The sequence below is a fragment of the Streptomyces justiciae genome, from assembly GCF_015163075.1.
In the GTDB taxonomy this organism is placed as follows: domain Bacteria; phylum Actinomycetota; class Actinomycetes; order Streptomycetales; family Streptomycetaceae; genus Streptomyces; species Streptomyces justiciae.
This window is the reverse complement of the sequence record NZ_JADDXU010000020.1, coordinates 76315-96367: the sequence shown is the minus strand read 5'-3', so window position 1 is coordinate 96367 and position 20053 is coordinate 76315. Positions and strand designations below refer to the sequence as shown.

Genomic DNA, 20053 nt, shown 5'->3' with positions numbered 1-20053 from the left:
CGTGGAGCTGCGGCTGCTGGTCACCTTCGAGAAGGTCGCCGGGGTGCTCAGCTTCACCCGGGCGGCGGCCGAGCTGAACTACGCCCAGTCCAGCGTCACCAGCCAGATCCGCGCCCTGGAGGACTCGCTCGGCGTGGAGTTGTTCGACCGGCTCGGCAGCCGCATCCGGCTCACGGAGGCCGGGGAGCGGCTGCTGCCGTACGCCCGCCAGATCATCGAGCTGAGCGAGGAGGCGCGGGCGGCCGTGACCGACGCCGAGGATCCCTCCGGCACGCTCGCCGTCGGCACCATGGAGTCGCTGACCTCGTACCGGCTGCCGCCGCTCCTCGAACTCTTCCACCACCGCTATCCGAAGATACGGCTGTCGCTGCGCACGACTCTCGGTGACGAGACCCGGCAGGCGCTGCGGCAGGGCACGTACGACGTGGGCTTCCTGATGGAGGCGGAGACCGCGCATCCGGGCCTGGAGAGCGAGGTGCTGGCGGTGGAACCGCTGGCGCTGGTGGCGGCGCCGGAACACGCGCTCAAGGGACGGGAGTTGGCGACCGCCGATCTCCTGCACCAGCCCCTCCTGGCCACCGAACCGGGCTGCGCCTACCGGGACTTGTTCGAGCAGGAGCTCAACTCCCTCGGTGGACCGGTCGACTTCATGGAGTTCGGCACCATCGAGGCCACGAAACGCGCGGCGGCGGCCGGTCTCGGCATCGCGCTGCTGCCGGAGATCACGGTCGCCGCCGAACTCGCGGAGGGCTCTCTCGCACGACTGGACTGGGAGCCGCCGTTCACGCTCCGGACGCAGCTCGCGTGGCGGTCCGGGAAGCGGCTGCCGGCGCATGTGCGGCTGTTCGCGGAGCAGGCACGGAAACTGGTGTCCGAGCAAGGGTGACCTTGAGGCTCGCCAGCACGATCAGCGGGACGCCCAGCGCCTGGACGAGGCCGATGTGGTGGCCGTACACCGCCCAGTCCATGCCCATCGCGACGGCCGGGTAGACGAAGGCCAGAACGGCGATCTTCGACAGTGGCAGCTGGGCGTAGGCGGCGTACATCAGGACGTACATCAGCCCGGTGTGGATGAAGCCGAGCCCGACCAGCCAGCCCCAGTCGCTCGCGCTCGTGCCGCTCATCGCGCCGAAGTCGGCGAAGGGCAGCAACAGCGGGATGCCGACGAGGACTTGGACCAGAGCGATGAGATGGGGTCGTACTCCAGTGATGCGCTTGGTCACCAGAGTCGACAGGCCGTAAAGGAGGGCGGCGAGGAGCGCCTGGCCGACGCCGAGGAGATACGTGCCGCCGCTGGTGAAGTCGCCTGGCGTGACGCCCGAGACGAGGATCAGGCCCGCGAAGGCCAGGCCGATCCAGCCCGCCTTCGCGGCCGTCAGGCGTTCGCGGAAGAGGAGGGCGCCCAGCAGCACGACGTAGAACGGCTGGGTGTGGTAGACGACCGTCGCCACGGAGATCGAGGTGTTCTCGTACGACTCGAAGAGGAACACCCAGTTGAAGACGATGAACACGCCGCCCAGGACGGCGAGTCCGAGGGTGCGCGGGGTGAAGCCGTGGTCACGGAGCCAGCCGCGGGCCAGCACGTAGCCTCCGAGCGCGAGGGCGCCGAAGACCACGCGGAAGAAGACCACGTCGAAGGGGGAGGCGCCCGACTCGACGACGAAGACGCCGAGGGTGCCGGAGAGGATCATGGCGGTCGTGAGCTGGGCGATGCCCTTGCTGTCGGAGGTCATGCCCCTGACGGTAGGAGCGGGCATCGGTGCAGGTCCACGCGCCAGTGGGGGGTTCTGCCGATGACCCCATCGGCGTCTTCGATGCGTGCAGGTTGTACGCCGGTGAGGCTTCCGAAGCGGACAATGCGCCCCTGTCGGGCGGGCCGCCGGGACCGGACACTTACCTCGCATGACGACTGCCACCACGGCCGGCACGGCCGCCCCCGAGTACGGCGACAAGGTCATCGCCGTCGAGACGGCCGGCTCGGAGCCGATCCCCGACGCCGAGCGCCACGGTAGCCCCCTGCAACTGCTGTGGACGTGGGCGTCCCCGAACATCGAGTTCGCGACGGTCTACATCGGCGTGATCTCGGTGCTGTTCTTCGGGCTGAGCTTCTGGGAGGCCACGGCGGCGCTGCTGCTGGGGACGGCCCTGGGTTCGCTGACGCAGGGGGTGCTGTCGCTGGACGGTCCCCGCTTCGGCGTCCCGCAGATGGCGATCGGCCGGTTCGCGTTCGGGTACCGCGGGAACCTGCTGCCTTCCGGTGTGAACGCCCTTGTCGCGGGCGTCGGTTGGTTCGCGGTGAACAGTGTGAGCGCCGCTTTCGCGCTGAACACGCTGACGGACCTGCGTCCGCTGCCGTCCCTGTTGATCGTGGTCGCCGCCGAGATCGTGATCGGCTTCATCGGCCACAACTTCGTGCACGCCTTCGAGAAGTACGCGTTCCCGGCGCTCGCGGTGATCTTCCTGCTGGCCGGGGTGTGGACCTTCAAGGAGGCCGGTGACCTGAGCGCGGGGGCGGGTGGCGGCATCGGCGGCTTCCTGCTGGCGTTCAGCACGGCCTGGGGGTACGCGGCGGGCTGGAACCCCGGTGCGTCGGACTACTCGCGCTATCTCCCGCGTACGGCAAGCAGGTTGCAGACGGTCGTCTACCCGGCGGTGGGCCTGTTCGTGTCCATCGCGGTCGTCTCGGTCATCGGCGCGGCGTCGGCGACGATCGTGGCGCCGGACGGCGCGACCCCGACGGCGGCGTTCACGGGCCATCTGCCGGGCTGGCTGAGCAACTTGGTCCTGCTGGCCATCATCCTGGGCGCGGTGTCGGCGAACGCGCTCAACGTCTACTCCTCCGCCATGTCGATCACCTCGCTCGGCCTGAAGCTGCCCGCATGGCTGGGGCGGAGCGCGATCGTGGTGCTGTGCGGGCTCGCCGGTACGGGCGCGGCGTGGGCGTCGCTCGCGGACGCCGGGCACGCGTACGAGGCGTTCCTGCTGGTGATCGCGTACTGGGTGGGGCCGTGGCTGGGCGTGGTGCTGGTGGAGCGGTGGGCGCGGTCGCGGACGCCGGTGGACGAACTGGCGGGGCGGCTGACCGACCGGGGCTTCTCCAACTGGCCCGGTGTCACGGCCCTGTTGATCGGCATCGCGGTGTCCGTGCCGCTCTTCTCCAACCAGGAGAAGTACGTGGGATGGGTGCCGGAGAGGTGGCCGTCCTTCGGGGACATCACCTGCCTGGTCGGGTTCGTGGTGAGCGCGGGGCTGTACGCGGTGCTCCGGAGGGCGAAGGCGCCTCAGTCCTCGGCCGCGTAGGCCTGATCGACGTACTCCACCTTGATGTTCCGGGGGCCGAACTCCTTCTCGATGAGGGGTTCGGCCTTCTTCGGGTCGTCGACGCCGACATGCACGAACCCCCGCTCGTCGACCCCGACTTCACGCATCTGGAAGGTGGCGTCCCAGCGGGTCATGTCCTCGCTGATCCGCTCGGCGAGGGCGTCGAGGGTCCTGCGGTCGACGTCGGCGGGGTGCAGCCGCAGCTTCACGCCCTTCTCGGCGGCGTCGCAGACGGCAGTGTCGAAGTCGTCGGAGGGGATGCGCCAGACGTCGGCGGCGCCCGCGTCCTCGTCGACGCCCATGCCGGTGTAGACGTCGGCGTACCTGCCCGCGGCGAGCTTGTCGATGCGGGCGAGGGTGCGGTTGAGGGGGCTGTCGTCGGGGGCGTCGCCGTCCGGTGGGCTCGTCCGGGTGCCGACGCACCAGTCCTCGGCGGGCGGCGAGGGCGAGACGGTCGCCGCGACGTCGATGTCCGCGTGCCCGGTCTCCGACGCGTCGACGTACAGGGCCGCCCCCACCACCACACCGGCGGTGGCCACGGCCGCCAGAATCCAGCTGCGGTTCCTCATACGACTGTGACGCGGGAGTGGGCCGGGAGGTTCACCCTCAGTCGCCCCGCAGCACCAGCTCCAGCAGCCCCGGGAACCGGGCGTCGAACTCCTCGCGCCGCAGCCGGTTGACCCGCCTGGGCCCCTCGTCGCGCTGCTCCACCAACCCGGCGGCGCGCAACACCGCGAAGTGATGGCTCTTGGCCGCCTTGCCCACGGGGACGTCGAAGGTGCCGCAACTGCGCGACCAGTCCTCGGAGCCGGCCAGCTCCCGCACCAACTGGGCCCGTACGGGGTCGGCGAGGGCGGCGAGCGCGGTCAGCACCGGGACGTCGTCGGGGTGGGTGTGCTCGGGGGCGGCCCGATGACTGGTACCGGTGGCCATGCTGTCCTCCCGATGACGATGACGCTGACGCTTGCGAGTGTTCGATGAAAACCATACAGTCTCGAGTGTTCGCTTCTCATTGAACAGTTTGAGCGGCCCAGAACGGGGTGTGTGGCATGCGCGCGATCGAGTTCCAGGAGTACGGCGGTCCCGAGGTCCTCGAGGTCGTCGAGGCGGAGGTCCCCGACCCCGGCCCCGGGCAGGTGAGCGTGGACGTGGCGTACGCGGGGATCAACTTCGCCGACCTCAAGGCGCGGGACTCGGGGTACCGGGTGCCGCGGCTGCCGTTCGTGCCCGGTCTGGAGGTTTCCGGGCGGGTCCGGGCGCTGGGCGAGGGGGTGACCGGCCTGAGTGTCGGCCAGGAGGTCACCGCGCTGACCGAGGGCGGCGCCTACGCGGACGTGGCCGTGGCGGACGTGGCGACCGTCTTCCCGGTCCCGTCCGGCGTGGACCTGCGCACGGCCGCGACCTTGCCGACGGTGCTGCCGACGGCGTACGCCCTGGTCCACTCCGTGGGCCGGCTCCAGCCCGGCGAGAGCGTGCTCGTGCAGGGCGCGGCGGGCGGTGTCGGCACGGTGGTCGGGCAGTTGGCGAAGGCGGCCGGCGGCACGGTGTACGGCGTGGTGTCGAGCGCCGCGAAGGCCGACTACGCGCGGGAGTACGGGTACGACGAGGTCTTCGTCGGCGACTTCGAGAAGCCGGTGCGGGCGGCGACGGACGGCCGCGGGGTCGACCTCGTCCTGGACCCGGTCGGCGGGGACACCCTGCGCGCCGGCCTCGCCTCGCTCGCCGTCTTCGGACGCCTGGTCTCCTTCGGTAACGCGAGCGGGGCGGAGGCGTGGAGCGTGGGGCAGCCCGAGCTGTACCCGTACGGCGTCACGGTCGGCGGCTTCTCCATCCTCACCCTGGCCCGGACCGCCCCGGACGAGCTCCGGGCGCTGGCCGAGCGGGCGTTCACGAAGGTCGTCGACGGGACGGTCAGCCTGCCGGTCACCGCCGAGTTCGACCTGGAGGAGGCGGCGGAGGCGCACCGGCTGATGGGGGCGCGGACGAGCACGGGGAAGCTGCTGCTGAGGGTGGCCGGCTAGTAGGCCACCGTGTCGCACCAGGTCTCCGCCCAGGCGGACGCGCCGTACTTGTTGGCCGCGCGCACCGTGATGCAGACCTCGTCGCCCGAGTACGGGCCGTTGATGGTGTAGCTGGTGCCGCCGGTGGAGTAGACGGTGTCGACGTCCTTGGCGGTGAAGTTGCTGCCCTTGTTGGTGTAGTGGATGTCGTAGCGGGTCGCGCGGGAGACCGCCGACCAGCTCACCTTGATCGGCATGTCACAGGCTCCGACGCAGGAGTTCACGTAGTCGAGCCGGTAGCTCGTCAGGTTCGGCGGCGGGGAGCCGGTGGTCGAACCGGAGGACGAGGAACCGGAGGACGACGAGCCCGAGGACGACGAGGACGAGCCGGAGGACGACGAGTCGTTGGCGTCGTCCACCGTGCCGGAACCGCCGGAACCGCTCCCGCTGTCAGCGCCTCCCGAGCCGCCCTTCTCCCGTCGGTCCGACGCCTTGGACTTGCTGGGCGACGGCGATGTCCTGCCCTTGGGGCTCGCCTCGGACGCGGACGCCGACACGGACACGGACGGGGAGGCCTCGGCCGAGACAGTGACCGAGGGCGTGGCCCGCCCCTCGCTCTCCGGTGCGGACGTGTACGGCAGGTGCTGGATGGCCAGGGTCGTGCCACCGGCCACGATCACCACCGGGACGACGGCGAGGAACACCCGCGTACGGCGGCGCCCGCGGCGGTCCGAGGCCGTCGGCGCCGGCTTCACGTCGGGCAGGGTCGGGGTGCGGACCGGCGGCGGGGCGAGCTCCGGCACGTCCGCGGCGAACGCCGCCCGCTCGGCCAGCCGCTCGGCGACGGACGCCGGCCACGCCGACGGCACGGGCACGCCCTCGAACTGCCGCAGCAGCTCCGCCGCCGTCGGCCGGCCCTCGGGGTCCTTGTCGAGGCAGAGGGCGACGACCTCGGCGAGGTCCGGGTCCAGGTCGCGCAGGGGCGTGAGGTCGGGCTGTTCGTGCACGATCCGGTACAGCACCCCGTGCCCGGACTCCTCGCCGAAGGGCGGCCGCCCGCACGCCGCGTACGCGACGACCGAACCGAGGGCGAAGATGTCGACCGCGCCGGTCAACCTCCTTGCCCCGGAGGCCTGTTCGGGCGACATGTAGGCGGGGGTGCCGACCACCAGGCCGGTGCTGGTGAGCTGGCTCTGCTCGGCGGCGCGGGCCACGCCGAAGTCGATGAGGGTGAGGCCGTCGAGGGTCAGCATGACGTTGGACGGCTTGAGGTCCCGGTGCACCATGTCCAGCGCATGCACCGCCGCCAGCCCCTTCACCGCCTCCCGCAGCAGCAGCCACAGGGCGTCGGCGGGCAGGGGGCCGCCGTGCGCGTCGAGGGCCTCGCCGAGGGTGAGGCCGGGGACGTACGCGGTGGCGAACCACGGCGGCTGGGCGGTGGGGTCGCTCGCGAGGAGCGGGGCGGTGGCGCCGGCGGGCAGCGACGCCAGGTTGTCCAGTTCCTGGCCGAAGCGGCGCAGGAACTTCTTGTCCTCGCCGACGATCGAGGGCAGGACCTGCTTGACGGCGACGTACCGGCCCTCGTGGACGCCGAGATAGACCCGGCCCATGCCACCGGCGCCGAGCCGCCCGACGAGCGGGATCGGCCCGATGGCCCGGGGGTCGTCGCCGGTGAGCGGCTCCACCATGGCGTTGTTCTCGATGTTCTCTTCGCTGTTCTCTTCGCTCACCGGGCGTATGCCCCCAGGCCGACGAGGCAGTAGACGTACTCGTTGATGGCCGTCCCGTTGAGGGTGTAGCGGTACGAGAAGGCGTACTGCGTCCGCGGGTTGGCGTTGCACTGGCTCATGTCGGAGCTGAAGGGGATCGTCTGGATCACCTGGTAGTGCGCGTCCGACGCCGAGCAGTCGACCTCCTCGACGTCGTCGACCTCCTGCGCGGTCGTGGAGTCGGGGAGCGTGCCGTTGAGGCAGGTACCGGAGGTGTAGGGGTCGGGCGCCTCGGTCTCGGTCTCCTCGGCGTACGGGTCGTCCGTGCCGTAGTCGTACGGGTCCTCGGAGTACGGGTCCTCGGTGTAGGGGTCTTCGGAGTACGGGTCATCCGTGTACGGCTCGTACGTCCCCGAGTACGAGTACGACGGCGAGCTGTACCCGCTGTACGAGCTGTACGGCGACGCGTCGTCCGCGCTGTCGTCGCCTCCCCCGTTGGCGACGACAGCGACGAACACCACGAGTGCCGCGACCGCGAGGACCGCCACCCACTTCCCCGCACCGGTCCCGCCCGCCGCGCCAGGGGTGACCCGGACGCGCAGCAGCACCTCCTGCTGCCCGACCCACAGCCGTACGAGGTCGCCGTCCCGCGCGGGCGGGATGCGGACCCGGACGGCGCCGGAGGGCAGTGGCACGGTGACGACGGCGCCGACAGCGGCCTGCTGCGGCGTCAGCGATATGGAGGTCTCCTGTTGCGACACAGGACGAGTGTGGAGGTCACACCTGGGCCCGCGCGGGCGAATTGGAGATCTTTTCTAGAAATTCACTTCAGAAAGCGCGTGTTCTACTCTGGCCGCGATGAGCCCCAAGCAACAACGCGGCGAGGCCACGGTCGAGCTGCTCCTGGACGCCGCGCTGCGGGTGTACGCGGAGTCGGGCGAGCAGGGCCTGACCGTCACCGCGATCACCAAGGCGAGCGGCGTCAGCCTCGGCAGCCTCTACCACCACTTCGGCAGCATCAACGGACTGACGGACGCGTTGATGCACCGCTGGCTGGGCCGGCTGCTGGGCGAGCTGGCCACGGCGTTGCAGCAGACCCGTACCGCCCGCTCGGGCATCCGGGCGCTCGTGCGGACGTATCTCGCCTTCGTCCGCGAACACCACGACGCGGCCCTGCTGCTGCACTCCCCGCTCGCCGACCGGCGGGGGATGGCGCACGGCAAGGAGCTTCGGGACGCCCAGGAGGCGCGGCTTTCACCGTTCGCGCTGTGGATCGAGCCGCGGGTGACGTCGGGGGAGCTGGCCGCGCTGCCGCTCGGGCTGATCGAGTCGCTGGTGATGGGGCCGGTGATCGGGGTGGCGAGGCGCTGGCTGTCCGGGATCGACGACGTGGATCTGGACGAGGCGATGCGGATCTTGCCGGAACGTATCTGGAGGTCGGTCGCGGGAGAGTGAGGGGGCAGGACGGGGACGTGACGGGGACGTGACGGGGACCACTCCAGCACGGGGTTTGCATGACCATGCATCGCGATGCATAATCTTCCTATGTCCAAGGTCCTCACCTCCCTCCCCGTCGGCGAGCGCGTCGGCATCGCCTTCTCGGGCGGCCTCGACACCTCCGTCGCGGTCGCGTGGATGCGCGACAAGGGCAGCGTCCCCTGCACCTACACCGCCGACATCGGCCAGTACGACGAGCCCGACATCGCCTCGGTGCCCGGCCGCGCCAAGGCGTACGGCGCCGAGGTCGCGCGCCTGGTCGACTGCCGCGCGGCGCTGGTCGAGGAGGGCCTGGCCGCGCTGACGTGCGGCGCGTTCCACATCCGTTCCGGCGGGCGCGCGTACTTCAACACCACGCCGCTGGGCCGTGCCGTCACCGGCACGCTGCTGGTGCGGGCGATGCTGGAGGACGACGTCCAGATCTGGGGCGACGGCTCGACCTTCAAGGGCAACGACATCGAGCGGTTCTACCGCTACGGCCTGCTCGCCAACCCGCACCTGCGCATCTACAAGCCCTGGCTGGACGCGGACTTCGTCACGGAGCTCGGCGGCCGCAAGGAGATGTCGGAGTGGCTGGTCGCCCACGGCCTGCCCTACCGGGACTCGACCGAGAAGGCGTACTCCACCGACGCCAACATCTGGGGCGCCACGCACGAGGCGAAGACCCTGGAGCACCTGAACACCGGTCTTGAGACGGTCGACCCGATCATGGGCGTCAAGTTCTGGGACCCGTCGGTCGAGATCGCCACCGAGGACGTGACGATCGGCTTCGAGCAGGGCCGGCCGGTCACGATCAACGGCAAGGAGTTCGCCACGGCGGTCGACCTGGTCATGGAGGCCAACGCCATCGGCGGCCGCCACGGCCTGGGCATGTCCGACCAGATCGAGAACCGGATCATCGAGGCCAAGAGCCGCGGCATCTACGAGGCCCCGGGCATGGCCCTCCTGCACGCCGCGTACGAGCGTCTCGTCAACGCCGTCCACAACGAGGACACCCTCGCCCAGTACCACATCGAGGGCCGCCGCCTCGGCCGGCTGATGTACGAGGGCCGCTGGCTGGACCCGCAGGCGCTGATGATCCGCGAGTCGCTCCAGCGCTGGGTCGGCGCGGCGATCACCGGCGAGGTCACCCTGCGGCTGCGGCGCGGCGAGGACTACTCGATCCTCGACACGACCGGCCCGGCGTTCTCGTACCACCCGGACAAGCTCTCCATGGAGCGCACCGAGGACTCGGCCTTCGGCCCCGTCGACCGCATCGGCCAGCTGACCATGCGCAACCTCGACATCGCCGACTCCCGCGCCAAGCTGGAGCAGTACGTCGGCCTCGGCCTGATCGGCACCGGCAGCCCCACCATCGGCGCCTCCCAGGCCGCCGCGACCGGCCTCATCGGCACCATGCCGGAACTCCCCGAGGGCGGCGCCGAGGCCATCGCCTCCCGCGGCGAGGTCTCCGAGGACGAGGCCCTGCTGGACCGCGCGGCGATGGAGTCCGGCACGGACTGACGCAGTCGCCTGAATGCCTTGAAGGCCGGTCCCCGAAACGGGGCCGGCCTTTCCGGCGTCTGGACATTTTGTGCCGAATTTTGGCACTGTCCGGTCATGCCTGAGACCCAGGAGGCACTCGCCTTCTACGCCACCCAGAGCACGTTCTCCGACCCGGGCGAACTGACCGCCCTCTACGCCGACTTACCGCCAGACGTCGCTCAACTCGCCCGCATCTCCCGCGACCTGCTGATCCACCGCGGCGAGGACGCCATGTTCGGCCACCGCCATCCGACCGACCGGCTCCACAACGACGCCGAGACCCGCTACGTCGACGACATCCTGCGGATTCTCGCCGACCGCGACCCGGCCCCGCTCCCCGAACGCCGGGCCCCCGCCGACCGTTTCGTGGGCACCTGCCGGGACTTCGCCCTCCTGCACACCTCGTTCCTGCGCCACCACGGCATCCCGGCCCGCACCCGTTCGGGGTTCGCCGACTACTTCCGCGGCGACGGCTTCCACGTCGACCACGTCGTCACCGAGTACTGGGACACGGACCGCGGCACCTGGCTGCTCGCCGATCCCCAACTCGCCGATCCCGCCCACCACCACGTCGACTTCGACCCGATGGACATCCCGCGCGACCGCTTCCTCGTCGCGGGCGAGGCCTGGCGGGCGATCCGTGAACAGGGCGCCGACGAGCGGAGGTTCGGGCTCCACCCGCCCGCGGAGGGCCCGTTCCACGGCGAGCGTTTCGTCGCCGGCAACATCCGCCTCGACCTCGCCGCGCTCAACAAGGTCGAGACCCTGCTGTGGGACGTGTGGGGCGAGGACGAGGGCGAGCCCGGCACCCCGCTGCCGGAGGAGTCGCGGGTGTTCTACGACCGAGTCGCCCCCGTCGTCAGCGGCACCGTCTCCTTCGCCGCCGCCCGTGAGCTGTTCACCGCGGACGACATCCTGCGCACCCCGCCGACGGTGACCTGCTACGCGCCCTTCAACGGCCCCAGCGCCGTCACCCTGCGCTGAACCACGGCCACCGGCCGCTCCCCCGCCCGGCCCCGGACCACCCGGTGCGCACAGGCCGCCGCCAGCAACTCGCCCAGCAGATCCGGGTCGCCGACCTCAAGACCCAGCAACGACTCGATCCGTTCGAGGCGTTGATAGAGGGACTGCCGGCCGATGTGCAGCAGGGCCGCGGTGCGGGTCGGGGAGCAGCCGTTGCGGAGATGGACCTCCAACGTCCGTACGAGGTCGCTGGCATGGACCGCCTCCCACTCCAGGAGCGGGCCCAGGGCGGCCTGGACCATCCCGGCGAGGCGTTCCCGGTTGGCGTCCACCCCGCCCCGGGTCAGCTCCCGCTCCAGGGCCAGGGCCCTCGACGAGGTCACCAACGGGCCGTCGGGGGCGGCCGGTTCGGCGGCCGGCACGGTCAGGGCCAGCTCCAGCGTCGTACGGGCCGCGCGCAGCGTGTCGCTCCAGCGCAGCCAGCCGCCGCCCGCGGCGACCGCGTGCCCCACGGCGACCGTGGACCCGGGTTCGGCGACGGTACGGAAGGCGTCCTGGACGGCCCGCACGAGATCGCCGGACCGGGGGCCTGGGAGGTCGCCCGACCGCGTGCCGGGCAGCGCGAGCAGCGCCAGTACGTCCGCCGGGAACACCGCGCGCAACACCCCGGCCCCGCCGAGCTGCCGTACCGCCCGGTCCACCACCCCCGCATCCCGCGCCCCGTGCACGGACACCCCGAGCAGCCGCGCCCCCGGACCCGGGTGGAACCCGGCCAGCGCCGCCCGCGCCTCGACCTCGGGCTGGTTCAGCGCCGCCCGGTCGGCGAGGTCGGCCAGCAGGGCGGCGGTGTGGTCGTCGCCGAAGGGCCGTACGACCGTGCGCCCCGACAGTCCACGGGCCACGATCGCCCGGTTGGCGGCCTCCGTGATCCGTACGAAGGGCACCACCCGGCGCAGGGCGAGCAGCGGCAGTCCGAGGCGGCGGGCCTCGTCGGTGACCTCGGCCGGCATCGCGGGCAGCGACCGTCCGACCTCCACCGCGAGCCCGGCCGCGCCCCGCGCCGCGACCTCGCGGACGTACCGGCGGCGCACCTCCTCGTCGGCGTCCGTGAGCCCGAAGCCGTTGGTGAGGAGCAGCTCGCCGCCGTCGAGGAAGTTGGCCCCCTCGTACACCTCGCTGGAGTGGACCCACCGCACGGGCCGGTCCAGGCCCCCGGCGCCGGCGAGCAGCTCGGGTTCGGTGGCGCGGACGGGGTCGAGGGCCAGGATCTCGCGGAGGGTGAGTGCGGGCATGCGCGCCTCCCGACAGTTGTCCGGCTGTGGGCCGCCCGACAGTTCGTCGGGCCGCGGGCTGCCCGGAGAGTACTTTCCGCACGTTGCCCTGGTGTTTCCGCGGCAGCAGAGTGAGGGCATGGATCTTTTCCGTACGTGGCTGGCGACCGCCGTGGCCGAGGCCCGCGCCGGTCTCGCCGAGGGCGGCATCCCGATCGGCGCCGCGCTCTACGGCGCCGACGGCACGCTCCTCGGCCGGGGCCACAACCGGCGCGTCCAGGACGACGACCCGTCGACGCACGCGGAGACGGCGGCGTTCCGCGCGGCGGGCAGACAGCGCTCCTACCGGGGCACGACGATGGTCACGACCCTCTCTCCCTGCTGGTACTGCTCCGGTCTGGTCCGGCAGTTCGGCATCTCGCGGGTGGTGGTCGGCGAGGCGGCCACCTTCCATGGCGGACACGACTGGCTGGCCGAGCACGGCGTGGAGATCGTGCTCCTCGACGACCCCGAGTGCATCGCGATGATGCGCGACTTCATCGACAAGAACCCGGCTCTCTGGAACGAGGACATCGGTGTCTGACCCCCGTATCCCCACCATCGACCTCAGGCCCTGGCTCGCCGGCGACCCCGAGGCCCGCGCCGGCATCGCCCGCACCGTGGACGAGGCCCTCCAGACGGCCGGGTTCCTGCTCGTCACGGGCCACGGCGTCGACCCGGCCCTGCGCACCCGCATCCGCGAGGCCGCGCGCACCTTCTTCCGGCTTCCCGTCGACGTCAAGCAGGCGTACGAGGCGAAGGTCGGCGGCCGCGGCTGGCTCGGCCCCGGAGCGGAGGCCAACGGCTACTCCGAGGGCACCGAGACCCCGCCGGACCTGAAGGAGTCCCTCACCTTCGCGACCCACGAGCCCTTCGAGGACCCGGTGGTCAACGCGGAGTGGTACGCGCCGAACGTCTGGCCCGCGGAGGTGCCGGAGCTGCGGAGGCTGTGCGAGGAGTACCTGGGGAAGATGGCCGACCTGGAGAAGGAACTGCTCTCCCTGCTCGGCGAGGCCCTGGGCCTGGAACCGGACTTCTTCTCCCGCCACATGGACCACCCCACCTACGGCTTCAACATCAACTGGTACCCGGGGACCGAGGTCGTCGGCGAGCCGGAACCCGGCCAGTTCCGGATCGGCCCGCACACCGACTTCGGCACGGTGACGATCCTCGACCGGCAGGCGGGGAAGGGCGGGTTGCAGGTCTGGACAGACCCTGCGGTTGGAGGGGTCGGCTGGGAGGACGCGCCCTTCGACCCCGACGCCTTCACCATCAACATCGGTGACCTGATGGCCCGTTGGACCGGCGACCGCTGGCGCTCCGGCCGTCACCGCGTCCTCCCGCCGCCCGCGGACGCGCCCGCCGAGGAGCTGATGTCCCTGGTCTACTTCGGCGAGTGCACCCCGGGCACCCGGGTGGAGTCGGTGCCGGCGCCGATCGGGCGGGTGGCGTACGAGCCGGTGGACTCGCACGTGTATCTGCGGGCCCAGCTGGACTCGATCACGGTCGACTGAGCACGTCGACGAGCCGCTCGAAGCGATCCCGCCAGAGCGGCTCGGCCGGGCCCTCGCCCTGGAACTCATGGGTGAAGCGGAGCGCGCTGCCGTCCTCCCCGTCCCGCTCCAGATGGAACCTGAGCCGCCCGCCCTCCACCGTGTACTCGGCGACGCGGTCCACGTCCCACGCGGTGACCTGCCCGGCACCCAGCTCACCGAAGGTGACCGCACCGCCGAGCCGGGGTTCCAGCACCTCGACGCGGGTGCACCACCCCGCGAGCCCGTCCGGCGTCGCCACGGCCGGCCAGACGTCCTCCATGGGCCGGGACAGCCGTACCAGGAAGTGGAGGATGCGCGTGTTCCCGTGGGTCTGACTGGTGCCCTGTTCGACAGATCCGGTCATGACACCAGCGTGACGCGTGACGCGGCGTTCCGCACGCCGCGTCACAGCCTGCGTACGGGAGTTACACGCCCGCGTACGAGTGCTTGCCGGAGACGAAGATGTTCACTCCGTAGTAGTTGAACAGCCAGCAGCCGAAGGCGATCAGGGCCAGGTAGGCGGCCTTGCGGCCCTTCCAGCCGGCCGTGGCGCGGGCGTGCAGGTAGCAGGCGTAGGCGACCCAGGTGATGAAGGCCCAGGTCTCCTTGGGGTCCCAGCCCCAGTAGCGGCCCCACGCGTCACCGGCCCAGATGGCGCCCGCGATGATCGTGAACGTCCAGAGCGGGAAGACGGCCGCGTTGACGCGGTAGGAGAACTTGTCGAGCGAGGACGAGGCGGGCAGCCGCTCCAGGAAGGACGTGGCGAACTTGCCGGGCTTGCCGCCGCCCGCGAGCTTGCTCTCGTAGGAGTCCTTGAACAGGTACAGGATCGTGCTGACCGCGCCCACGTAGAAGACCGCGCCGCACAGGATCGCCGTGGAGACGTGGATGTACAGCCAGTACGAGTGGAGGGCGGGAACCAACTGGTCGCTGGCGGTGTACAAGACAGTGACGGCGATGCCGAGATCGAGGAGGACCGAGGTGATGAGGAACAGGCCCATCCAGCGCACGTTCTTCTTCAGCGCCAGCAGCGAGAGGTACACACCGACGGCCACCGTGGAGAAGGTGATGTTGAACTCGTACATGTTGCCCCAGGGCGCCCGCTCCACCGAGGCCGCGCGGGCGATGACCCCGGCGAGCTCGATGAGGAACGCGAGCACCGTGAGGGACACGGCGATACGCCCGTAGAGGTCACCCTGCTCGTCCCCACCGTGCGCCCCGGGCCCGTCCGGCACGTCCCGCTGCCCGGCTGCCGCCCGTACGACGACCTTCGGCCGTTCCAGTACGGCGGTGGAGCCGCCCTTCTTCACCGTGACCGCCGGCGCCGCCTTCCGGGCCGCCGGGTCGGCCGTCAGCGCGGCGGCCGTGCGGCCGATCTTGCTGCGGCTGCCGAAGATCCATTCGGTGATGTAGGCGAAGAAGGCCAGCGTGTAGACGGCCATCGCGGAGTAGATCAGCGTGTTGCTGAGGTTCGCGAGATGTTCGTTGGTGGCGGCGGCCAAATCGGTTGTGGCGGCGAGAGTCACCTCAGCACTCCTTCGGGTGAATGTCCCGGCGACTTGCGGTCGGGCGGTGAGGTCTGACGAGAAGATGGCGGTCGTATTACCGGGCTGGTTTCAACCCGGCTGGTGTTGATCGTGGAAGACCTGACGGGCCGCTGGTCCGCCGGGCGGCGTGAGCCAGGAAGCTCCCTGGATCCGCGAGGGAGCGGTCTCAATTCCCGGGCCTTTCGGCAGCAGTTGCGGAGTCGGAGTCGGACACACTGTCCGGCTCCACTCTCCCCGCATCGGACGCCCCCGGCGCCTGGTCGTAGAGGGTTTCGGCGAGCGCCCCGAGTTCCTCGGGCACCTTCGCGGACTCGCTGCGGCCGAGGCCGGCCATCTCGACGACCGTGATGCCGTCGTCGCCCTTGACCGCCCGTACCCACACGCGGCGGCGCTGGATGAACAGGGAGCCGGCGAGGCCGAAGATCGCGGCGATGGAGCCGGCCAGTGCCCAGCCGCTGCCGGGCTGGCGGGTGACCTGGAAGTTGGCCCACTCCTCGGTGGACTCGTAGGTGATCGAACCGGCGCCGTTGGGGAGCTTCATGGTCTCGCCCGGCCGCAGGTTCTCCCGCTGCTGCTGGCCCTTGGCGTCCTTGAACTCCTTCAGGTGCGTCTTGTCGAGCTGGTAGACGCTCTGCGGGACACCGGAGTCGACGCCCAGGTCGCCGTAGTAGCCGGCCAGGTTCAGCACCGGGTTGCCCAGCGCGGGGAAGGTGGAGGACACCTCGTTGCCCGGGGTGTACGTGGGCAGGAAGAAGGCCTCGAAGCCCAGCTGCTGCCGCTCGCCCTTGGCGTCGCGGTAGCCGTCCATGACCTTGACGACACCGGAGGAGGTGATGTTGCTGTCGAGAGGCAGCAGGGGCACGGCGTCGTGGTAGACGACATTGCCCTTGCCGTCGCGGACCGTGATGACGGGCGCGTAGCCGTGGGCGGTGAGGTAGACCTTCGAGTCGCCGATCTCCAGCGGCTCGTTGACCTTGATGAGCGTCTTCTTGCCCTTGCCGAACGCGCCCACGCTGTAGGTGACGGAGGCCTGGAAGGTGCGCGCGGTGCCGCGGTTGGGGCCGGACTTCTCGTAGGTGCCCTGGAAGTCCTTCAGGTTGAAGCTGAACGGGTCCAGGTCGTCCGCGGTGAAGAGGCTGCCGGACTTGAAGTCGTCGTACTGGGTGAGGGTGTTGGAGAACCCGCCGCCCTCGACGATCAGCTTGTTGCCCTCCATCTTGAACAGCTGGCCCCAGGCGAAGGCGATCAGCATCACGATGAGGGCGATGTGGAAGGCGAGGTTGCCGACCTCGCGCAGATAGCCCTTCTCGGCGGCGACGGCGTCACCGGCGAGGTGGGCGCGGAAGCGGCGCTTCTTCAGGAGGGCGAGGGCGGCCTCGCGGACCTGCTCGGGCTCGGTCTCGGTCCGCCAGGTGGTGTAGGCGGGCAACCGCGTCAGCCGCTTGGGCGCGCCCGGCGGGCGGCCGCGGAGCTGGCCGACGAACTGCCAGGTGCGCGGGATGATGCAGCCGATGAGGGAGACGAACAGCAGGATGTAGATCGCGGAGAACCACACCGAGCTGTAGACGTGGAAGAGACCGAGCTTGTCGTAGAGGTCGCCGAGCGTCGGGTTGGCCTTGCGGAAGTCGGCGACCTTCGTCTCGTCGGTCCCGGACTGCGGGATCAGCGAGCCGGGGATCGCACCGAGCGACAGCAGCAGGAGCAGCAGCAGCGCGACCCGCATGGAGGTCAGCTGCCGCCAGAACCAGCGGGCCCAGCCGATGACGCCCAGGGAGGGCATGCTCAGGGTGTCCTCGGGCGCGGTGGACAGCTGGGAGCCGGCGGCGCCGAGGTCCTCGTCACCGGCGGGCGGGGTCCGGGTCGCGTCGGGTGTCGTCTTGCTCATCGATCAGATCCCCACAGTGAATCCGTTGGACCAGGCCTGCATCTCCTGCACGATGCTGTCCCACGCGCCGGTCAGCAGCAGGACACCGGTCAGGATCATCATCGTGCCGCCGATGCGCATCACCCAGACGTAGTGCTGCTTGACCCAGGCGAAGGCGCCGAGCGCCTTGCGGAAGGCTACGGCAGCGAGCACGAAGGGGACACCGAGGCCGAGGCAGTAGGCGACGGTCAGGATGGCGCCGCGCAGGGCGCTGCCGTCCTGCATGGCGAGCGTCTGCACCGAGGACAGGGTCGGTCCGATGCAGGGCGTCCAGCCGATGCCGAACAGGGCGCCGAGGAGGGGGGCGCCGGCGAGTCCGGTGGCGGGCTTGGTGTGGAAGCGGAACTCGCGCTGGGTGAGCCAGGGCATCATGCCCATGAAGAACACGCCCATGAGGATCATGAGGACGCCGAGCACCTTGGACAGGACGTCCCGCTCCTCCTGGAGGGTCTGTCCGAAGTAGCCGAACAGTGCCCCGCCGGAGACGAACACCACGGTGAAGCCGAGGACGAACAGGGAGGCACCGGCGGCCATCCGCCCGCGCCGGGCCTCGGCGAGATCGGTGCCGCTGACGCCGGTGACGTACGACAGATAGCCGGGGACCAGCGGCAGGACGCAGGGGGAGAAGAAGGAGACGAGCCCGCCGAGCAGGGCGACCGGCAGCGCGAGCAGCAGGGCGCCGCTCATCACGGTGTCGTTCTGCCCCACCCCGGCGGCGAGCGTGGTCACTCCGGTGACGGCTGCGCTCACGTCACTTCTCCGCGAGGACGGGCTTGATCATGCCGAGCAGCGTGTCCTCGCTGAGCGCCTGGAGCGCGCGGGCGGCGATCTTGCCGTCGCGGTCGATGACGAGCGTGGAGGGGATCAGCTGCGGGTTGAGCGTGCCCTTCTTGAAGCGGAGCATCTGCTTGCCGGTCGGGTCGAAGAGGCTCGGGTAGGTGATCCCGAACTCCTTCTCGAAGGACTTCGCGAGGGTGGTGCTGGCGTCGCGGGTGTTGAGGCCGACGAACTCGACGCCCTGGCCCTTGACCTGGTCGTAGACGGTCTGGAGGTTCTTCGCCTCGGCCCGGCAGGGCGAGCACCAGGAGCCCCAGACGTTGAGGACGAGGACCTTGCCCTTGTAGTCGGCGGTGGACAGGCTCTTGCCGTCGATGGTCTTGCCGGACAGCTCGGGCGCCGTGGTCCGCTTGCCCTGGGCGACGGTGTCGACGCCGTTGTTGCCGGTCACGAAGTTGGTGTCGCCGCCACCCCCCGACACTCCGCCGGAGCTGCACGCGGTGACGGTCAGCGCGGCGGCCGCCGCTGTCGCGGTCAGCAGGACGGCGCGACGGCGGGTGCGCTTGGTGCGGTTCGGGCGCTGGAAAGCGCTGCTGGCGGCACTCATGTGAAAAGTTTCGCATGCCCGTTCTGGGGATCTTGCGCACCCCCCTCGGGGGCGGAAACCCGCATATCAGGCGGCGTTCACAGAGGCGTCCTTCATGTACGAAGCCCAGCCGCCGACGGGCGCCTGACCGACGTCCAGACCGCGCAGCTTCTCCAGCACCTCGGGCTTCTGCACGTCCATCCAGTCGACGAACTGCCGGAAGGAGACGAGGCGTACGTCCTCGCCCTTCTCCTTCTCCGCGGCGATGTGCTTCAGGGCCTGCTCGACGGCGTCCATGTAGATGCCGCCGTTCCAGTGCTCGAAGTGGTTGCCGATGAAGAAGGGGGCGCGGTTCGTCTCGTATGCCCGCTTGAAGCCGGATATGTACGCTTCGGCGGACTGCTTGCGCCAGGCCGGGTAGTTGTAGCTGGGCGCGTTGGTGGAGTTGACCGACTGGTTGGCGAGCATGTTGTAGTCCATCGAGAGGACCTCGAAGCTGCGCCCGGGGAACGGGATCTGCTGGAGCGGCAGATCCCACAGCCCGCCCTTCTTCTCCGGCCACACCTGCCGCCCGCCGGGCGAGGAGGCGTCGTAGCGCCAGCCGAGTTCCTTCGCGGTGGGCAGCAGGTTGTCCTGCCCGAGGAGACAGGGTGTACGACCCCCGACGAGCTCCTTCTCGTAGTCGAAGGGAAGCGCCGGCAGATCGGTCCACCCGGTGTTCGTCCGCCACTCCTTCACGAAGGCCTTGGCCTGGTCGATCTCACTGCGCCACTGCTGGGGCGTCCAGTTGCCGACGCTGCCGTAGCCGCCGCAGAAGTGGCCGTTGAAGTGGGTGCCGATCTCGTGGCCCTCGAGCCAGGCGCGGCGGACGTTGGTGAGAGTGGCCTTGACGTGCTCGTCGGTGAGGTAGCCGATGTCGGAGGCGCCGACGGGGTTGTTGGGCGGGTCGTAGAGCCGCTTCTTCGACTCGGGCAGGAGGTACAGCCCGGAGAGGAAGAAGGTCATGTGGACGCCGTGCTCCTTGGCGAGGTCGAGGAAGCGCGGGAAGAGACCGTTGCCGACCTCGCCCGCCCCGTCCCAGGAGAAGACGACGAACTGCGGCGGGGTCTGCCCCGGCTCCAGCGGCTCGGGCTTGGCGGGCTGGCCGGGCTGCTTGCCGGTGTACGAGGTGGAGCCGTCGCCGATGGGGCGGGCGCTGGGGGTCTTCTTGCCGGGTTTGTTGCCGCCGGTGGTGGAACCCGAGGCCGGGCTCGGCCCGTCTGACGACGTGAGGGTGCCGCACCCCGCGAGTCCGACAGCGGCGGCACCCCCGACGCCGAGTCCGATGGCTCCCCTGCGGGTGAGAGTGCGCATGGCATCC

General features: G+C 70.5%; 20 protein-coding genes. 8 read left to right on the top strand and 12 right to left on the bottom strand.

The genetic code is table 11. The annotated features are described in order from the left end of the window. The first annotated feature begins 1 nt into the window (after position 1). On the top strand, positions 2-886 hold the full coding sequence (locus IQ210_RS39175; protein ID WP_194084031.1) for a LysR family transcriptional regulator: 885 nt from the start codon (positions 2-4) through the stop codon (positions 884-886). On the opposite strand, the gene IQ210_RS39170 is transcribed toward IQ210_RS39175, so the two are convergent. After that, positions 783-1733 (bottom strand): DMT family transporter, encoded by a 951-nt coding sequence (locus IQ210_RS39170; RefSeq protein WP_194084030.1) that lies wholly within the window; start codon positions 1731-1733, stop codon positions 783-785. The two genes, IQ210_RS39175 and IQ210_RS39170, sit on opposite strands and share 104 nt — an antisense overlap. Before the next feature lie 169 nt (positions 1734-1902). Here IQ210_RS39170 and IQ210_RS39165 point away from each other — a divergent pair, with 169 nt between their 5' ends. Then, positions 1903-3300, top strand: a complete 1398-nt coding sequence (locus IQ210_RS39165) for a purine-cytosine permease family protein (protein WP_194084029.1) — start codon at positions 1903-1905, stop codon at positions 3298-3300. On the opposite strand, the gene IQ210_RS39160 is transcribed toward IQ210_RS39165, so the two are convergent. After that, positions 3282-3890, bottom strand: coding sequence for a hypothetical protein (locus IQ210_RS39160; RefSeq protein WP_228049289.1), 609 nt, complete (start codon positions 3888-3890; stop codon positions 3282-3284). The two genes, IQ210_RS39165 and IQ210_RS39160, sit on opposite strands and share 19 nt — an antisense overlap. A 37-nt stretch (positions 3891-3927) precedes the next feature. Further along, positions 3928-4254 carry an ArsR/SmtB family transcription factor gene (locus IQ210_RS39155; RefSeq protein ID WP_194084028.1) on the bottom strand — a complete coding sequence of 109 codons (327 nt, stop codon included), beginning with the start codon at positions 4252-4254 and terminating at the stop codon, positions 3928-3930. A gap of 116 nt (positions 4255-4370) precedes the next feature. On the opposite strand from IQ210_RS39155, the gene IQ210_RS39150 reads away from it, so the two are divergent. After that, entirely contained in the window at positions 4371-5342 is a 972-nt protein-coding gene (locus tag IQ210_RS39150) for a quinone oxidoreductase family protein (RefSeq protein ID WP_194084027.1), read from the top strand. On the opposite strand, the gene IQ210_RS39145 is transcribed toward IQ210_RS39150, so the two are convergent. Continuing rightward, positions 5339-7009: a serine/threonine-protein kinase gene (locus IQ210_RS39145; RefSeq protein ID WP_194084087.1), complete on the bottom strand. Its 1671-nt coding sequence runs from the start codon at positions 7007-7009 to the stop codon at positions 5339-5341. The genes IQ210_RS39150 and IQ210_RS39145 overlap by 4 nt on opposite strands. 38 nt (positions 7010-7047) lie before the next feature. Beyond that, positions 7048-7791, bottom strand: coding sequence for an LppU/SCO3897 family protein (locus IQ210_RS39140; RefSeq protein ID WP_194084026.1), 744 nt, complete (start codon positions 7789-7791; stop codon positions 7048-7050). 97 nt (positions 7792-7888) lie between these two features. Between IQ210_RS39140 and IQ210_RS39135 the strand changes: the two genes are divergently transcribed. From IQ210_RS39135 to IQ210_RS39125, 3 genes are all read left to right on the top strand, one after another. Next, the gene (locus tag IQ210_RS39135; RefSeq protein ID WP_194084025.1) at positions 7889-8485 is read left to right on the top strand and encodes a TetR/AcrR family transcriptional regulator; all 597 of its coding nucleotides are present in this window, start codon (positions 7889-7891) and stop codon (positions 8483-8485) included. 90 nt (positions 8486-8575) lie between these two features. Continuing rightward, the gene (argG, locus tag IQ210_RS39130) at positions 8576-10030 is read left to right on the top strand and encodes an argininosuccinate synthase (protein ID WP_109497821.1); all 1455 of its coding nucleotides are present in this window, start codon (positions 8576-8578) and stop codon (positions 10028-10030) included. Positions 10031-10126: 96 nt separating this feature from the next. After that, positions 10127-11035 (top strand): transglutaminase-like domain-containing protein, encoded by a 909-nt coding sequence (locus tag IQ210_RS39125; protein ID WP_194084024.1) that lies wholly within the window; start codon positions 10127-10129, stop codon positions 11033-11035. Here IQ210_RS39125 and IQ210_RS39120 read toward each other — a convergent pair. Then, positions 10993-12306, bottom strand: coding sequence for a PucR family transcriptional regulator (locus tag IQ210_RS39120; protein ID WP_194084023.1), 1314 nt, complete (start codon positions 12304-12306; stop codon positions 10993-10995). The genes IQ210_RS39125 and IQ210_RS39120 overlap by 43 nt on opposite strands. A gap of 118 nt (positions 12307-12424) precedes the next feature. Between IQ210_RS39120 and IQ210_RS39115 the strand changes: the two genes are divergently transcribed. Next, a complete protein-coding gene (locus IQ210_RS39115; protein ID WP_194084022.1) occupies positions 12425-12868 on the top strand; it encodes a nucleoside deaminase in 444 nt (147 codons plus the stop codon). Next, entirely contained in the window at positions 12861-13838 is a 978-nt protein-coding gene (locus tag IQ210_RS39110) for an isopenicillin N synthase family dioxygenase (protein WP_194084021.1), read from the top strand. Before IQ210_RS39115 ends, IQ210_RS39110 begins: the two co-directional genes overlap by 8 nt. Here IQ210_RS39110 and IQ210_RS39105 read toward each other — a convergent pair. From IQ210_RS39105 to IQ210_RS39080, 6 genes are all read right to left on the bottom strand, one after another. Then, positions 13825-14223, bottom strand: a complete 399-nt coding sequence (locus IQ210_RS39105) for an SRPBCC family protein (protein ID WP_194084020.1) — start codon at positions 14221-14223, stop codon at positions 13825-13827. The two genes, IQ210_RS39110 and IQ210_RS39105, sit on opposite strands and share 14 nt — an antisense overlap. 61 nt (positions 14224-14284) lie before the next feature. Next, positions 14285-15385 (bottom strand): c-type cytochrome biogenesis protein CcsB, encoded by a 1101-nt coding sequence (gene ccsB / locus IQ210_RS39100; RefSeq protein ID WP_194084019.1) that lies wholly within the window; start codon positions 15383-15385, stop codon positions 14285-14287. 187 nt (positions 15386-15572) lie between these two features. Next, positions 15573-17291 (bottom strand): cytochrome c biogenesis protein ResB, encoded by a 1719-nt coding sequence (resB, locus tag IQ210_RS39095; protein WP_194084018.1) that lies wholly within the window; start codon positions 17289-17291, stop codon positions 15573-15575. 3 nt (positions 17292-17294) lie between these two features. Beyond that, entirely contained in the window at positions 17295-18017 is a 723-nt protein-coding gene (locus tag IQ210_RS39090; RefSeq protein ID WP_194084085.1) for a cytochrome c biogenesis CcdA family protein, read from the bottom strand. Positions 18018-18081: 64 nt separating this feature from the next. Then, a complete protein-coding gene (locus tag IQ210_RS39085; RefSeq protein WP_194084017.1) occupies positions 18082-18714 on the bottom strand; it encodes a TlpA family protein disulfide reductase in 633 nt (210 codons plus the stop codon). A gap of 66 nt (positions 18715-18780) precedes the next feature. Continuing rightward, entirely contained in the window at positions 18781-20046 is a 1266-nt protein-coding gene (locus IQ210_RS39080) for a polysaccharide deacetylase family protein (protein WP_194084016.1), read from the bottom strand. Between the last annotated feature and the right edge of the window lie 7 nt (positions 20047-20053).

What these genes read in the sequence shown, in the direction of transcription:
- argG (WP_109497821.1), top strand. Translation starts at nt 8,576, where the DNA reads ATGTCCAAGGTCCTCACCTCCCTCCCCGTCGGCGAGCGCGTCGGCATC.
- IQ210_RS39145 (WP_194084087.1), bottom strand. Translation starts at nt 7,009, where the DNA reads ATGGTGGAGCCGCTCACCGGCGACGACCCCCGGGCCATCGGGCCGATC.
- IQ210_RS39120 (WP_194084023.1), bottom strand. Translation starts at nt 12,306, where the DNA reads ATGCCCGCACTCACCCTCCGCGAGATCCTGGCCCTCGACCCCGTCCGC.
- IQ210_RS39080 (WP_194084016.1), bottom strand. Translation starts at nt 20,046, where the DNA reads ATGCGCACTCTCACCCGCAGGGGAGCCATCGGACTCGGCGTCGGGGGT.
- resB (WP_194084018.1), bottom strand. Translation starts at nt 17,291, where the DNA reads ATGAGCAAGACGACACCCGACGCGACCCGGACCCCGCCCGCCGGTGAC.
- IQ210_RS39105 (WP_194084020.1), bottom strand. Translation starts at nt 14,223, where the DNA reads ATGACCGGATCTGTCGAACAGGGCACCAGTCAGACCCACGGGAACACG.
- IQ210_RS39155 (WP_194084028.1), bottom strand. Translation starts at nt 4,254, where the DNA reads ATGGCCACCGGTACCAGTCATCGGGCCGCCCCCGAGCACACCCACCCC.
- IQ210_RS39170 (WP_194084030.1), bottom strand. Translation starts at nt 1,733, where the DNA reads ATGACCTCCGACAGCAAGGGCATCGCCCAGCTCACGACCGCCATGATC.
- IQ210_RS39135 (WP_194084025.1), top strand. Translation starts at nt 7,889, where the DNA reads ATGAGCCCCAAGCAACAACGCGGCGAGGCCACGGTCGAGCTGCTCCTG.
- IQ210_RS39125 (WP_194084024.1), top strand. Translation starts at nt 10,127, where the DNA reads ATGCCTGAGACCCAGGAGGCACTCGCCTTCTACGCCACCCAGAGCACG.
- IQ210_RS39115 (WP_194084022.1), top strand. Translation starts at nt 12,425, where the DNA reads ATGGATCTTTTCCGTACGTGGCTGGCGACCGCCGTGGCCGAGGCCCGC.
- IQ210_RS39085 (WP_194084017.1), bottom strand. Translation starts at nt 18,714, where the DNA reads ATGAGTGCCGCCAGCAGCGCTTTCCAGCGCCCGAACCGCACCAAGCGC.
- IQ210_RS39090 (WP_194084085.1), bottom strand. Translation starts at nt 18,017, where the DNA reads ATGAGCGGCGCCCTGCTGCTCGCGCTGCCGGTCGCCCTGCTCGGCGGG.
- IQ210_RS39165 (WP_194084029.1), top strand. Translation starts at nt 1,903, where the DNA reads ATGACGACTGCCACCACGGCCGGCACGGCCGCCCCCGAGTACGGCGAC.
- IQ210_RS39150 (WP_194084027.1), top strand. Translation starts at nt 4,371, where the DNA reads ATGCGCGCGATCGAGTTCCAGGAGTACGGCGGTCCCGAGGTCCTCGAG.
- IQ210_RS39160 (WP_228049289.1), bottom strand. Translation starts at nt 3,890, where the DNA reads ATGAGGAACCGCAGCTGGATTCTGGCGGCCGTGGCCACCGCCGGTGTG.